The organism is Streptosporangium sp. NPDC049046 (genome assembly GCF_040649155.1).
Lineage (GTDB): Bacteria > Actinomycetota > Actinomycetes > Streptosporangiales > Streptosporangiaceae > Streptosporangium.
The window spans coordinates 141760-155744 of the sequence record NZ_JBEZEZ010000009.1 but is presented as its reverse complement, the minus strand read 5'-3'; the positions used below and the strand labels follow the sequence as shown (position 1 = coordinate 155744).

13 protein-coding genes are annotated in these 13985 nt (G+C 69.0%); 10 read left to right on the top strand and 3 right to left on the bottom strand.

The features are described 5' to 3' along the window. Nucleotides 1-215 precede the first annotated feature (215 nt). A complete protein-coding gene (gene ychF, locus AB0B96_RS15060; RefSeq protein WP_362898967.1) occupies nt 216-1304 on the bottom strand; it encodes a redox-regulated ATPase YchF in 1089 nt (362 codons plus the stop codon). 175 nt (nt 1305-1479) lie between these two features. Between ychF and rmuC the strand changes: the two genes are divergently transcribed. Both rmuC and AB0B96_RS15050 read left to right on the top strand, forming a co-directional pair. Continuing rightward, nucleotides 1480-2784, top strand: coding sequence for a DNA recombination protein RmuC (rmuC, locus tag AB0B96_RS15055; protein ID WP_362899196.1), 1305 nt, complete (start codon nt 1480-1482; stop codon nt 2782-2784). A gap of 138 nt (nt 2785-2922) precedes the next feature. Next, the gene (locus AB0B96_RS15050; protein WP_362898965.1) at nt 2923-3453 is read left to right on the top strand and encodes a DUF6542 domain-containing protein; all 531 of its coding nucleotides are present in this window, start codon (nt 2923-2925) and stop codon (nt 3451-3453) included. A 194-nt stretch (nt 3454-3647) separates the two neighbouring features. On the opposite strand, the gene AB0B96_RS15045 is transcribed toward AB0B96_RS15050, so the two are convergent. Continuing rightward, on the bottom strand, nt 3648-4616 hold the full coding sequence (locus AB0B96_RS15045) for a 4-hydroxy-3-methylbut-2-enyl diphosphate reductase (RefSeq protein ID WP_350947958.1): 969 nt from the start codon (nt 4614-4616) through the stop codon (nt 3648-3650). A gap of 112 nt (nt 4617-4728) precedes the next feature. Between AB0B96_RS15045 and AB0B96_RS15040 the strand changes: the two genes are divergently transcribed. Together AB0B96_RS15040 and xseA are read left to right on the top strand one after the other, a co-directional pair. Further along, the gene (locus AB0B96_RS15040; RefSeq protein WP_362898963.1) at nt 4729-6114 is read left to right on the top strand and encodes a hypothetical protein; all 1386 of its coding nucleotides are present in this window, start codon (nt 4729-4731) and stop codon (nt 6112-6114) included. A gap of 27 nt (nt 6115-6141) precedes the next feature. Next, the gene (xseA, locus tag AB0B96_RS15035) at nt 6142-7350 is read left to right on the top strand and encodes an exodeoxyribonuclease VII large subunit (RefSeq protein WP_350947960.1); all 1209 of its coding nucleotides are present in this window, start codon (nt 6142-6144) and stop codon (nt 7348-7350) included. Here the strand turns inward: xseA and AB0B96_RS15030 are convergent. After that, entirely contained in the window at nt 7328-7798 is a 471-nt protein-coding gene (locus AB0B96_RS15030) for a GNAT family N-acetyltransferase (protein WP_362898961.1), read from the bottom strand. The genes xseA and AB0B96_RS15030 overlap by 23 nt on opposite strands. A gap of 137 nt (nt 7799-7935) precedes the next feature. On the opposite strand from AB0B96_RS15030, the gene AB0B96_RS15025 reads away from it, so the two are divergent. The 6 genes from AB0B96_RS15025 to AB0B96_RS15000 all read left to right on the top strand — a co-directional run bounded on the left by AB0B96_RS15025 (nt 7936) and on the right by AB0B96_RS15000 (nt 13866). Next, entirely contained in the window at nt 7936-8166 is a 231-nt protein-coding gene (locus AB0B96_RS15025; protein ID WP_350947962.1) for an exodeoxyribonuclease VII small subunit, read from the top strand. Nucleotides 8167-8348: 182 nt separating this feature from the next. Next, a complete protein-coding gene (locus AB0B96_RS15020) occupies nt 8349-9050 on the top strand; it encodes a response regulator transcription factor (RefSeq protein WP_362898959.1) in 702 nt (233 codons plus the stop codon). Next, nucleotides 9047-10513: an ATP-binding protein gene (locus AB0B96_RS15015; RefSeq protein WP_362898957.1), complete on the top strand. Its 1467-nt coding sequence runs from the start codon at nt 9047-9049 to the stop codon at nt 10511-10513. Before AB0B96_RS15020 ends, AB0B96_RS15015 begins: the two co-directional genes overlap by 4 nt. 92 nt (nt 10514-10605) lie before the next feature. Continuing rightward, nucleotides 10606-11517, top strand: a complete 912-nt coding sequence (locus tag AB0B96_RS15010; RefSeq protein WP_362898955.1) for a polyphosphate polymerase domain-containing protein — start codon at nt 10606-10608, stop codon at nt 11515-11517. Between the two features lie 6 nt (nt 11518-11523). Continuing rightward, nucleotides 11524-12201, top strand: a complete 678-nt coding sequence (locus tag AB0B96_RS15005) for a DUF4956 domain-containing protein (RefSeq protein WP_350947966.1) — start codon at nt 11524-11526, stop codon at nt 12199-12201. A gap of 9 nt (nt 12202-12210) precedes the next feature. After that, nucleotides 12211-13866, top strand: a complete 1656-nt coding sequence (locus tag AB0B96_RS15000) for a CotH kinase family protein (protein ID WP_362898953.1) — start codon at nt 12211-12213, stop codon at nt 13864-13866. Nucleotides 13867-13985: the final 119 nt, after the last annotated feature.

Genomic DNA, 13985 nt, shown 5'->3' with positions numbered 1-13985 from the left:
GGGACGTCGTCGTTCACGATCCAGGATGCCGTCGCCCACGCTCCGACCGACCCGAGCGTGCTCGTCCGGTTCGGGGTCGGAGAGCCCACCGGACCGTTCGTGCGCGGCGAGGACGCCGTTCGGCCGGACGCCGGAGTGGACTCCGTGCGCGGTGAGGACGAGCGTTCGGCCGGACGTCGAAGCGGACTTCGTGCGCGGCGAGGACGACCGTCCGCTCAGACGTTGAAGCGGAACTCCACCACGTCGCCGTCGCGCATGACGTAGTCCTTGCCCTCGATGCGGGCCTTGCCCGCCTGACGGGCGGCGGCGATGGAACCGGTCTCCACGAGCTCGTCGAAGGAGACGATCTCCGCCTTGATGAAACCGCGCTGGAAGTCGGTGTGGATCACCCCGGCAGCCTCGGGGGCGGTGGCGCCCTTGCGGATCGTCCAGGCCCTGGTCTCCTTGGGACCCGCGGTCAGGTAGGTCTGCAGGCCCAGGGTCTCGAAGCCCACCCTGGCGAGCTGGGTGAGGCCCGACTCCTCCTGGCCGACGGACTGCAGGAGCTCCAGCGCCTCGGCGTCGTCGAGCTCGACGAGCTCGGACTCGATCTTCGCGTCGAGAAAGACGGCCTCGGCCGGTGCGACGAGCGCCGACAGCTGCGCCCTGAGCTTCTCGTCCACCAGCTCGTCGGCGTCGAGGTTGAAGACGTACAGGAACGGCTTGGCCGTGAGCAGGTGCAGCTCGCGCAGGTCCTTGGGGTCGATGCCCGCGCCCTTGGCCCCGGCGTACAGGGTGGCGCCACCGTCGAGGAGCTTGAACGCCGCCTCCGCCGCCTCCAGCGCGGCCTTGCGGTCCTTGTTGGTCCTGGACTCCTTCTGGAGGCGGGGAATCGCCTTCTCCAGGGTCTGCAGGTCGGCGAGGATCAGCTCGGTGTTGATCGTCTCGATGTCGCGCCCGGGGGCGACGCCGCCGTCCACGTGGGTCACGTCGGGGTCGTTGAAGACCCGGATGACCTGGCAGATCGCGTCGGTCTCACGGATGTTGGCGAGGAACTGGTTGCCTCGCCCCTGTCCCTCGGAGGCGCCGCGGACCAGGCCGGCGATGTCGACGAACTCGACCTTCGCCGGCAGGATCTTCGCCGACCCGAAGATCTCGGCCAGCTTTTCAAGACGCGGGTCGGGAACGCCGACGATGCCCACGTTGGGCTCGATGGTGGCGAACGGATAGTTCGCCGCCAGGGCGTTGGCGGTCTTCGTCAGCGCGTTGAAAAGCGTTGACTTGCCGACGTTGGGCAATCCGACGATGCCGATGCTCAGGCTCACGTGAGCCGAGTTTACGCGGAATGACCCACTGCTACCCGCCATGGGCAGGTCACAGGTACGAATCACGGGACGCTCGCGGGACGCTCATGGGGCACGAACCGAGCCGTTCCGGGCCGGGGAGCGTGTCGGAACCGCCGGAAGCGGCCGAGCCTGGAATCATGCCGGGGTGGATGTCATGGCTCTCTCCTTCCAGCTCGCGGTGGGCCTCGCCGCGGGACTCGCGATCGGCTTCCTGCTGGGCCGGGCGCGTGCCTCCTCGGGAGCCGCCGACGTCATGGCCCGCCTCGCCGACGCCGAGGCCCGCGCGAAGATCGCCGAGGAGAAGGTCGTCTACATCGAGGAACAGCTCTCCGAACGGTTCCAGGCCCTGTCGAGCCGGGCGCTGGACGTCAACAACCTGCGGTTCCTGGAGCTGGCGGAGACGAGGCTCGCCGCCAACCGGGCCGAGGCCGCCGGGGAGCTGGAGCAGCGCAAGCAGGCCGTCGAGCACCTGATCGAGCCGCTGAAGGACACCCTGGCCCGCGTCGAGACGCAGCTGCGCGACACCCAGGCGGGCCAGCGGGCCGCCCACGCCGAGCTGGCCAAGCACATCGACATCGTCCGCGAGAGCAACGAGCAGCTCCGCGCCCAGACGAACTCGCTGGTACGGGCCCTGCAGCGGCCCGAGGCGAGGGGCAGGTGGGGCGAGCTCCAGCTCCGCAGGGTCGCCGAGATCGCCGGCATGCAGCGATTCTGCGACTTCGACGAGCAGGTGAGCGTCACCACGCCGGACGGCGTCCTGCGACCCGACATGATCGTGCGGCTCGCCGGCGGCAAGAACATCGTGATCGACTCCAAGGTCTCGCTCTCCGCCTACCTGGAGGCCGCCGAGTCGGCCGACCCCGACCATCGGTCGGCCCGGCTCGACGCCCACACCCGGCACGTGCGCGACCACGTCGACCGGCTGGCCTCGAAGCCCTACTGGCAGGCGTTCAGCCCGGCGCCGGAGTTCATGGTGCTGTTCATTCCCGGCGAGGCGTTCCTCGCCCCCGCGCTGGAACGCGACCCCGCCCTGCTGGAGTACGCCATGCGACGGCGGGTCCACATCGCCACACCGACCACGCTCATCACCATGCTCCGCACCGCGCAGTACGCCTGGCAGCAGGCCGCGCTCGGCGAGAACGCACGGGCGATCTTCGAGGTCGGCAAGGAGCTGTACGAGCGGCTGGGCAGCATGGGGCGCAACGTCGACGCCCTGGGCCGCTCGCTGAGCCGGGCCGTGGAGTCGTACAACAGGACGGTCGGCTCGCTGGAGACCCGGGTGCTGGTGAGCGCCCGCAAGCTGAACGACCTGGGGCTCGTCGAGAGCGACCTGGACACGCCACAGGCGGTCGAGGACCTGCCGCGCGCCCTGACCTCACCCGAACTCCTGGCGCGAGAGGAGCCAAGCCCGCCTCTCGTATCCCGCCTGAACGGTAGGTTGACCAACGACCTGCCCTGAAACTGTTCCCTCGGGGGCTCCTGCGGCCGGACACTGGAGATAGCGAGGGCGACGGCGCCGGGGGGCCGCGGTGGTCAAGGTCAGGGGGCGAGTGGTGGACGAGCGAGGCGGCGTGCAGCCGGTCGGCGGGGTGATCGCATGAGTGAACTTGACCGGGCCTCGGGCATCCGGCTGACCGTTCGGGGCGCACTGGCCTTCGTGCTGGCGTCCACGCTGGTGGGCGGCGTGCTGCAGGCGCTGACCGGGGTGGCGGCACTGACCGGGGCGGCGTTCGTCGCCGGTTGCGTCGCCGCCGCGTCGCTGGTGAACCGCAGGGACCTGCTGTCGCTGGTGGTGTCCCCGCCCCTGCTCTTCTTCGTGACCACCGCGTTCATCGAGGCGATCCGATCCCTGTTCGCGTCCACGCCCGTGCAGGCCTTCGGCCTGGGCATGTACACCGCGCTGTCGCAGGGGGCCCCGTGGCTGTTCGGCGGTTCGTTCCTGGTGCTGGTCATCGCCTGGCGCCGGGGGCTGACCCGCTGCGTCCGAGAGCTGCGCGAGGAGCTCAGAGCCTCCAGGGCCTCGGTGCCCCGCCCCAGGAGCGGCGACGGCGACGGCAGGGCCTTCGCCCCCGAGCCCGAGGGATACTTCGAGCCCAGGGTGTACGGCACCCCCCGCGAGGGGCAGTAGCGGCCGGGCGCGGGGTTTCGTCCGTGACGGGATCTCCCGGATCGCGGAGAAAGCCGCCGGGCCAGGGCCTCGCATGAAAGATCGGCCGGCCGGAGCGTGGCAGGGGTCCTCAGGGTGGCAGGGGTCCTCGGGCGAGAGCGCGAAGCGCACGCTCTCGCCGAGGGACTTCGACCCCGTGGGCGGACGACCCGACGTCAGACCGTGGCGCGCAGGTCCCTGCGCAGCTCGTGCGGGAGGGCGAAGCGCACGCTCTCGCGGACGGACTCGACCTCCTCCACGTCCCCGAACCCGTTTCGGGCGAGACGGGCCAGGACCTCGGCGACGAGCTCCTCGGGCACCGAGGCACCACTCGACACGCCGACCGTGGTGACGCCGTCGAACCAGGCGTCGTCGATGAGCGAGGCGTCGTCGACCAGATAGGAGGCGTCGGCCCCGTGGTCGAGGGCGACCTCGACGAGCCGCTTGGAGTTGGAGGAGTTCTCGGAGCCGACGACGATGACCAGCTGGGCCTGGGCGGCGATCTCCTTGACCGCGACCTGGCGGTTCTGGGTGGCGTAGCAGATGTCGTCGCTCGGAGGGTCGATCAGGTTGGGGAAGCGCTCCTTGAGCCGGGAGACCGTCTCGGTCGTCTCGTCCACCGACAGCGTGGTCTGCGACAGCCAGACCAGCCGATCGGGATCCTTGACCTGCAGGGTGTCGACCGAGTGCAGGCCGTCGACGAGCTGGACGTGGTCGGGCGCCTCGCCCGCGGTGCCCTCGACCTCCTCGTGGCCCTCGTGACCGATGAGGAGGATGTCGTAGTCCTGGGAGGCGAAACGCTTGGCCTCGTTGTGCACCTTGGTCACCAGGGGGCAGGTGGCGTCGATCGTCTTGAGGCTGCGGTCCGCGGCCTCCTGGTGGACCGCGGGAGAGACGCCGTGGGCGGAGAAGACGACGATCGCGCCCTCGGGCACCTGCTCGGTCTCCTCGACGAAGATCGCCCCGCGCTGCTCCAGCGTCTTGACCACGTGGGTGTTGTGGACGATCTGCTTACGTACGTAGATCGGGGCGCCGTACTGCTCCAGCGCCTTCTCCACGGCCTGGACCGCACGATCGACCCCCGCGCAGTAACCACGGGGCTTCGCCACTAGTACGCGTCGGGTCGCGGGGGTGTCTGAAGTCATGCTCATATGCTACGTGGACACGCCCGCGAGACTGCCCATACGTCCCACAAGCTCATGCGGCACAAGTCTTGTCACACTAGCCTTCTCGATACAGACCTCCCAGGGAGACGATATGTCAGTCCCCGACATGATTCGCAATGTCACACAAAAGGCAAAAGACCTGCCGCTGCACATGCTGCAGAGCGCACTGAGCGGGGTCGGCCAGGCCCTACTCCTCGGCGACCGCGTCCGGACCAGGTTCAAGGGAACCTCGGGCCAGGGCGAGACCGCCGAGGAACCCACCGGGACGATCGGCGACCAGCCGGCGAAGATCGCCGAGGAGAGCACGGAGCAGGCGGGGAAGCCCACCCGTCGCGAGCCCGTCATCTTCGCGCCGCGTCCGGAGAAGGCCGCGAGCGCTCCCTCCGCCGAGCGCAACGGGACGAAGACCACCCCCGACCCTGTCATCTTCAGCCCCACCAAGCCCGACACCGCGACGCCCGCCTCGCCCGAGGTCAAGGTCCCCGAGGTCCCCGAGGTCCCCGAGGTCAAGGCCGGCGACACCCCGGAGGCCAAGGCTCCCGAGGCCGTCGACACCCCTGCCGCCGCCGGAACCACCGAGGCCCCCGCCTCGACTCCGGAGCCTGAGAGCACCCCGGCTCCGCAGTCCGAGAGCACCCCGGCTCCGGAGCCCGAGGCCGCCCCGGCGAAGCCCGCCGAGGTCGTCGCCACGGAGCCCTCGGACACCGCCGAGGTGAAGGCCACGGAAGCACCGGCCGCCCCGGAAGTCTCGGCGTCCCCGGCCGTCGCCGAGACTCCCAAGGCCGCCAAGACCTCCAAGACCTCGGCTCCCAAGACCGCCAAGACCCCCGAGGCCCCCGAGGTCAAGGGCGCGGAGACTCCGGCGGCGGAGGCGGACGCGGTCACCGAGACCCCCGCCAGGAAGCCCAGGGCCACCCGGGCCAAGGCCAAGGCCGCCGAAGCCGCAACCGCAGCCCCCGAGGCCGTCGAGGCCACCGCCCCGAAGGCCAGGACGACCAGGACCCGCAAGACGACCGCCAAGGCCGCCCCTGCGGACACCGTGGCCGAGCGCGCCGAGAGCGGCACCCTGACGAGCGCCACGACTTCCGCGGCCGAAGGCACCCCGGCCGAGGCGGAGGCCCCCGCGGCGGTGAAGGTCGAGGTGACCGAGGTCGACACCGCGAAGCCCGAGACCGCGGACGCCGCGGTGGTCGAGGTGACCGGGACCAGGGGCGCGGCACCCGAGGCCGCCGACGCGGCCGGCCCCTCCCCGAGGACGACGACCACGGCGGCGGAGTCCTCTTCGGAAACCGCCACGCCCGCCGAGCCTCTTCCCGGCTACGCGGAACTGACGGTCGCGTCCCTGCGTGCGCGGATGCGCGGCAGGACCTCCGAGCAGATCCGGGAGCTGCTCGCCTACGAGCGGGCCACCGCGGGCCGCGAGGTCGTCGTGCGGATGTACGAGAACCGCCTGGCCAAGCTGGCGGCCGCGGAATAGTCGCCTCCGGCGCGTAGGCTCCCGGCCATGAGCTCGAACACCACCCCTGAGCAGCCCCTACCGGTTCGCACGGTGTTGCAGATGGTCGGCGGCTGGATCGGCAAGCTCGGCACCGTCTGGGTCGAGGGGCAGATCACCGAGCTGACCGCCCGCGGCGGCACGGTGTTCCTGACGTTGCGCGACCCGGTGGCCAACGTGTCGGCCCGGATCACCTGCCCGCGCGGTGTCTACGAGGCGACCGTCCCCCGGCCGGTCGACGGCGCGAGGATCGTGGCCCACCTGAAGCCCGACTTCTGGGTCAACAAGGGCTCGTTCGCGTTCACCGCGCTGGAGATGCGGCCGGTCGGGGTGGGCGAGCTGCTGGCGCGGCTTGAGCGGCTGCGCCGGCTGCTCGCCTCGGAGGGGCTTTTCGGCGTCGACAGGAAGCGGCGGCTGCCGTTCCTGCCGGGCACGGTCGGGCTGATCTGCGGCCGCGACTCGGCCGCCGAGCGCGACGTGCTGGAAAACTCCCGGCGCCGCTGGCCCGCCGTGCGGTTCAAGGTCGAGCCGGTGGCCGTGCAGGGGCCGTACGCGGTCGGTGAGGTCGTCGAGGCGCTGCGCAAGTTCGACGCCGACGCCGAGGTCGACGTCATCGTGGTCGCGCGGGGCGGCGGGTCGATGGAGGACCTGCTGCCCTTCTCCGACGAGGCCCTCGTGCGGGCGGTGGCGGCCTGCCGTACGCCCGTGGTGAGCGCGATCGGCCACGAGCAGGACAATCCGCTGCTCGACCTGGTCGCCGACGTGCGCGCGTCCACCCCGACGGACGCCGCGAAGAAGGTCGTGCCGGACGTCGGCGAGCAGATGACGCTGATCCGCCAGCTCCGCGACCGGGGTCGCAGGGTGGCGGGCGGCTGGCTCGACCGCGAGACGGCCTGGCTCGCGGCGGCCCGCTCCCGCCCCTCTCTCGCCGACCCGGTGCGCGAGGTCGAACGCAGGGCCGAGCAGGCCGAGCAGCTCAGGGATCGGGCGAGGCGGTCCCTCACCGCCTCCCTGGACCGTGCCTCCGACTCGCTGGAGCACCTGCGTGCCCGCCTGGTCTCGCTGTCTCCCGCCGCCACGCTGGAACGCGGTTACGCGATCGTGCAGCGCCCCTCGGGCGAGGTCGTACGGCTCGCGAGCGAGGTCTCCCCCGGCGACGAGCTCACGGTGCGCTTCCCCGACGACCGGGTGCGGGTCAGGAGCGATCCCGCCAGGTGAGCGAGGGGTAGCCGTCGTCGACGAAGCCGAGCTGCCGGTAGAGGGGCTCGGCGTCGGAGGTCGCGTGCAGGTCGACCCTGCGGACGCCGCTGTCGCGGTACCACTCCAGGAGGGCTCCCATGATCGCCCGGCCGTGCCCCCTGCGCCGGTGGCGGGGATCGGTGGTCATGCCCTGGACGTAGCCGTAGCGGCCGTCGGGAAGGCTGGGGCCGGGAAAGCGGTCGAAGATGAGGCCGATCCCGCAGGCCGCCAGCCCGTGGCCGGGGGAGTCCACCACGTAGACGGCGGTGTCGGAGCTGCCCAGCCGCTCCCGGAGGCTCTCGGCGTAGGCGTGCTGCCACTCCTCCTCGATGGGGAGGTGGCCGTCCATCGCCATCCGGTCGGCCAGGATCTCACGGAGGCGCACCAGCTCGGGAATGTCGCCGACGGCCGCGTCACGAACGTTCACCTCGGCATTCTTCCAGCCGTACGGCATCGGCGAGGCGGGAGGGGAGCCCGTCGGCGCCGGTCGGCCCTCGCGGGCCGGCGTTGACTCCCGGCACGGCACGGCGTCACCGGATGGGCGCGACGATCTAAGGTGGGTTCGTGGCCGATGAGAAGAGACCGTCGTACGAGCAGGCGCGCGAGGAGCTGACCGAGGTGGTCCGCAGTCTCGAGGCGGGCGGGCTCACCCTGGAACAGTCGATCGAGCTCTGGGAGCGCGGCGAGAAGCTGGCCGCGATCTGCGAGGAGTGGCTCCAGGGCGCCCGGGTGAGGCTCGCGGCCGCGATGGCCCAGCGCCGGCAACCCGACCCGGCGGGAGAGACGCCCTTCTGAGTCCCCCGGCGACCGGCTGACGTCGGAGCGAGCGTTTCCAACGGCATCACCGCCCACGATCATCGATCGTTTTGGAATCACGTCGCCGCCCTGCTCCGGATGTCCGCGCCGTTGGACAGAGCCATCCGTACTCGACCGGCCGTTCCCATCTTTCTCTCATAGAGAGCGAGTAGAACGATGCGGTGAACGAACAACCCGTCGCGAAGGTGCTGGTCGTCGACGACGAACCGAACATTCGCGAACTGCTGTCCGAGGCCCTGGAACTGAACGGCTTCGCCGTACGGACCGCCGCGGACGGCCGCCAGGCGCTGGAGGCGGTGGCCCGAGAGCGGCCCGACATCGTCGTGCTGGACGTGATGATGCCCGGCCTGGATGGGTTCACGGTCGCGCGCAGGCTCCACGAGGCCGGTGACAGCCCCATGCTGCTCTTTCTGACCGCCAAGGACGCGGTGTCCGACCGGATCGCGGGGCTGACCGCCGGTGGTGACGACTATGTGACCAAGCCTTTCAGCCTGGAGGAGGTGCTCCTGCGGCTGCGGGCGATCATGCGCAGGATACGGCCCGCACAGAAGCAGGCCGACGACGGCGTGCTGCGCTACGCCGACCTGGAACTCGACGAGCAGGCCCACACCGTACGGCGGGCAGGACGGGCGATCCATCTGTCTCCGACGGAGTTCAGCCTGCTGCGCTACCTCATGATCAACGCCGGGCGGGTGGTCAGCAAGGCGCAGATCCTCGACCGTGTGTGGGACCACGCCTTCGACGGCGAGAGCAGGATCGTGGAGTCCTACATCAGTTACCTGCGGCGGAAGATCGACGCTGACGGCCCGCCACTGATCCACACGTTGCGTGGCGTCGGCTACCGGCTGCAGAGGTTCTCGTGAGACGGACCTGGCCCCTGCGGCATCGGCTGCTGGCCGCGCTGCTCGGTCTGTGCGCGGTCGGGCTGACGGTGTTCGCCACCGCGAGTGTGCTGCTACTGGAGCGTTCGCTGCTGTCCAAGGTGGACGCCCAGCTGACCGAGACGGTCATCGCCTTCGGCCGGCGTCCGCTCCCGCCTCCGCCTCCGCCTCCGTCATCGGTGGACGGGGGGCAGTCCGTTCAGATCCCCACCCAGTTCAAGATCGCCTTTTACCACCCTTCCGGGACCCTGCTGCGCAGTCTTCCCGCCGAGAACGGCGACGGACCAGCCATCCCCAAAGCGGCGATATCCACCATCCCGCGAGGCCCCATCACCGTGCCCGCCATGGGGACGGGTGAGTGGCGAGTGCTGGTGAGGAGCCTGCCCGACGGCACCAGGCTGACCGTGTCGATGTCGCTGGAGCCCAACCAGGCGACCGTGCACCAGATCCTGGTCATCGAGGCGGTGGCGGGCAGCCTGGTGTTACTGCTGCTCGGCACGCTCGCCTTCGCCGTGGTACGGCTGGGCCTGCGCCCGCTGACCCGCATGGAGCAGACCGCCGAGGCCATCGCAGGCGGAGACATCCACCGCAGGGTCAGCGACACCGACCCCGACACCGAGACAGGCCGCCTCGGCGGCGCGCTGAACACCATGCTGGAACGCCTGGCCACGGCACTCAACGAGTCCGAGCGCTCCGAACGGCGATTGCGGCACTTCGTCGCCGACGCCTCGCATGAACTGCGCACCCCGCTCACCTCCATCAGGGGCTTCGCCGAGCTCTACCATCACGGCCAGGACGCCGGGGATCCGGTGGCCGAGCGGCTGCTGCGCAGAATCGAGGCCGAGGCCGAGCGCATGGGCGTCCTGGTGGAGGACATGCTGCTGCTGGCCAGGCTGGACCAGGAGCCCGCGCTGGAGCCCAGCGTCGTGGACCTGCACGTGCTGGCCGGAGACGTGGTGCACGCCGCTCGCGCCCGCGATCGCGAACGGCCGATCCGACTGATCATCTCCGAGGGGCCGGTCTTCGTGCGCGGCGACGAGCGCCGCCTGCATCAGGTCATCGCCAATCTGGTCGGCAACGCCATCCAGCACACCTCTTCCGGCACCGAGATCAGCCTCACCGTCGCTCCGCGAGCGGTTACCGGGGTCTTCACCCCCGGTGTCGTGCACGCCGGTACCGGACCCGCTCCCCACCGCGGAGCCGCACTACTCGAAGTGCGAGACGAGGGGCAGGGCATCGATCCCGAGCATCTGCCGTACCTGTTCGACCGCTTCTACCGTGCCGATCCGGACCGCTCCCGCGACAGCGGCGGGACCGGGCTGGGCCTGGCCATAACCGCCGCGCTCGTGCAGGCGCACGACGGCCGGATCGAGGTGACCAGCACACCTGGCCGCGGCACCACCTTCCGCGTGCTTCTCCCGCTGGAGCAGCCTCAGGACAGCTGAACGTCCACAGACAGTTCACCTTCTCGTCGGATGCGGTTCACACATTGTTCCCAGCTTGGTGCTGTCGGATGTGCGCTGACGAAAGGAGAAACATGCTGGCAAGATTCCGCAAACCAGCCGTCTCCATGGCTCGCGACAGCGATCGAAGCACATCCGGCACCGAACCGGCCGATGACCCAGCCGGTGATCAGGGTCACCGGCTGCGGGCACCGAGCAAGCTGCACGCCTTCAACCGGTACGAGATCAAGTACCTCGTGGAGGCCTCGGAGGCGGTCACGCTCAGGAAAGAGATCGAGCAGCGACTGGATCGCGACCGTCACAGCGGCCAGGAGGGGTACGGCATCTGGAGCGTCTACTACGACACCCGGCAGTTGCGCTTCTACTGGGAGAAGATCGAGGGGTTGAAGTTCCGCAGGAAGCTGCGGGTGCGCCACTACGGCGACCGGTTCACCCTGCGGGACGACACTCCGGTGTTCGTCGAGATCAAGCAGCGGGTCAACCGGGTCACGCAGAAGCGCCGGGTGAGCCTGCCCTACAGGGACGCGCTGCGCCTGTGTGACGGCCGCCAGATGGTCGAGCACGAGCCGTCCCAGCGCGCGTTCCTGCAGGAGGTGCTCGACCTCTCCTTGCGTCTGGACCTGCGGGCTGTCGCGATGACCGGTTACACCCGGCACGCCTACGTGGGCCGCGACGCCGACGTGGGCCTGCGCGTCACCTTCGACAACCGCGTCCGGGGCCGTGACCGCGACTTCCACCTGGGCGCCGACGCCGAGAACAGGCTCATCGTCCCCGCTCACATGTCCATCGTCGAGGTCAAGGCCAACGAGCGCGTGCCGTACTGGCTGACCGACCTGACCGCCGAACGGAACCTGCAGGTGGTCCGGGTCTCCAAGTACTGCCAGAGCGTGGAGGCGCATGGACTCGCCCCCCGCTCGGTCTTTCACATTCCCGACCACGATCTCGCTCTCGGCCGCCATCAGCCGGCCGTTCTCTCGGAGGCATGACTCCCCATGGACTTCTCGTTCCAGGACCTGTCCGGCACGTTCAGCGTGGCCGACATCGCGATCGCGATGTCGCTGTCGTTCGTGCTCAGCGCGATGATCGGCTGGGTTTACCGGGCCACGCACCGCAACGTGTCCTACAGCCAGTCCTACGTGCAGACGCTGGTCATCCTGGGCATGCTGATCTCGCTGATCATGCTGGTCGTCGGCTCGAACATCGCCCGCGCCTTCGCCCTGGTCGGCGCGCTCTCGGTGGTGCGGTTCCGTAACGCCATCAAGGAGACGCGTGACGTCGGGTTCATCTTCCTCGTCATGGGCATCGGGATGGCCGTCGGTACCCGCTTCTACCTGCTGGCCATCGTCGCCGCCGTGGCGATCTCGCTGATCATCATGGTCATGCACCGGTTCAACTGGTTCCAGCTCAACGTACGGCGGCAGGTGGTCAAGGTGCAGGTTCCCACGGATGAGGACTACACCGCGGTCATCCAGGATGTGCTCATCCGGCACACCGAGGAGTTCGAGCTGGTCAGCATGGAGTCGATCCGAGGTGGCGCACTGACGGAGCTGATGTACACCGTGAAGATCAAAAAGGGCAGCGAGCCCGCCGACGTGATGGCCGCGCTGCGCGAGCGCAACCACGGCCAGCCGGTCACCATCTTGACCGGATACGACCAGAGCGACCTGTAGGCCGGCACCATGGCGCAGCTCAAGCATCGCATTCCGGTCAAACTCCGACACAACTGGAAGCTGGTAACGCTGTGCGCGGCGTTCCTCGCCCTGTGCTGGGGCGTACTCGGCAGCGGGATGATCCGCCCCTACGTCACCGTCTCCCAGACCGCCACGGCCGAGACCGTCATCACGAACGTGACCGGCACCAAGGAGCTCTTCGACACCTCCGTGGCGCACGAGGTGAAGATCACCTTCACCGACGCGGCCTATGAGGACATGCTGAACGAGTACTTCAAGGACGGCGACAAGAAGTATGTCGAAGCCGATCTGACCATCGACGGCACCCGCGTCCCCAGCGTGGGCATCCGGCTCAAGGGCAACTCCACTCTGGCCGGGCTGACCTGGAAGGGACAGTCCAAGCAACGGAGCATGCCTGGCGGCGGGCAACGACGCGGAGGTATGCCGGAGGGCTTCCAACCACCCGAGGGGTTCCAACCACCCGAAGGGTTCCAACCACCCGAAGGGTTCCAACCACCCGAAGGCTTCCAACCACCCGAAGGCTTCCAACCACCCGAAGGCGGTGAGCCAAATGGCGACCAGCCCAGAGGTGGTGGGTTCGGCGCGTCTTTGAAGGGCGAGGAGCCTGAGAACCTGCCGTGGCTGATCAGCTTCGACGAGTTTGTGGAGGGCCGCCGCTACCAGGGGCACAACCAGGTGGCGGTACGGCCGGCCGCGATGGGCTCGACGACGATGCTGAACGAGGCACTGGGCATCGCACTGGTCGGCGCCTCCGGTGAGCCTACCCAGCGCTCCATCCACAGCGCCTTCACCGTCAACGGCCGCACCTCGACACCGCGCCTGATCGTGGAATACCTCGACGAGGGCTATGCGGAAAACCTCGGCGAAGGCGTGCTGTACAAGTCGTTGGCCAGCGGCTCCTTCACTTACAAGGGCGAGGACCAGACCGGGTACACCAACGACTTCAAGCAGATCAACAAGGTCGGCGTCCAGGATCTACAGCCGGTCATCGATCTGGTCAAATGGGTGAACGAGGCTTCCGACGCCGAATTCACCTCAGGCCTGGGCGAGCGTTTGGATGTGGAGTCGTTCGCCCGTTATCTGGTCCTGCAGAATCTCATGGTCAACTTCGACGACATGGCTGGGCCCGGACGCAACTACTACCTGTGGTACGACCTGGACACCAAGAAGTTCAAAGTCATCACCTGGGACCTCAACTTCGCCTTCAACGGTAACGCCAAGAGTGGTGTGAACGACACGATCTCGATGGGCGGCGGCCGAAGACTCCCCCAGCAAGGGCAACAGAACCAGCAAGGCCGGCAGAACCAGCCGTCTCAGAGTGCCACCCCACCCCGGAATGGCCAGCCGGAGCGTCCGCAAGGTCCAGAAGGCGGCGGCATGATGCGCTTGGGCCATCCTCTGAAGGAGAAGTTCCTCAAGAACGCCGCCTTCAAGAAGATCTACCAGGACCAGTATCGCGCCCTGTACACCGAACTGCTCGGCAACGGCACCGCGTCCGGCCTGCTCGACGATCTTGTCACGTCCTACAAGCTGAACGAGAACGCCGACACCGCCAAGGCCGACACCGAGGCGGAGAAGCTGCGCACGTTCCTGACCACCCGCACTCAGACGCTGCGGTCCGACAAAGCGATCAGCGGCGGTTAGGGTTCTCGCGATCACGCGAGGGCCCTGAGGAGGGAACTGGGCCGAAGCCCGGAAGCGACCGCGGCCCAACGGTTCTCCGACAGACCGGTCTACCGGAGAACCGTCCCCTCGCCCTCTCA

Coding starts and splice junctions, on each gene's coding strand:
- rmuC (WP_362899196.1), top strand. CDS start 1,480: ATGGCTCTCTCCTTCCAGCTCGCGGTGGGCCTCGCCGCGGGACTCGCG.
- xseA (WP_350947960.1), top strand. CDS start 6,142: ATGAGCTCGAACACCACCCCTGAGCAGCCCCTACCGGTTCGCACGGTG.
- AB0B96_RS15000 (WP_362898953.1), top strand. CDS start 12,211: ATGGCGCAGCTCAAGCATCGCATTCCGGTCAAACTCCGACACAACTGG.
- AB0B96_RS15045 (WP_350947958.1), bottom strand. CDS start 4,616: ATGACTTCAGACACCCCCGCGACCCGACGCGTACTAGTGGCGAAGCCC.
- AB0B96_RS15050 (WP_362898965.1), top strand. CDS start 2,923: ATGAGTGAACTTGACCGGGCCTCGGGCATCCGGCTGACCGTTCGGGGC.
- AB0B96_RS15040 (WP_362898963.1), top strand. CDS start 4,729: ATGTCAGTCCCCGACATGATTCGCAATGTCACACAAAAGGCAAAAGAC.
- AB0B96_RS15005 (WP_350947966.1), top strand. CDS start 11,524: ATGGACTTCTCGTTCCAGGACCTGTCCGGCACGTTCAGCGTGGCCGAC.
- AB0B96_RS15010 (WP_362898955.1), top strand. CDS start 10,606: ATGCTGGCAAGATTCCGCAAACCAGCCGTCTCCATGGCTCGCGACAGC.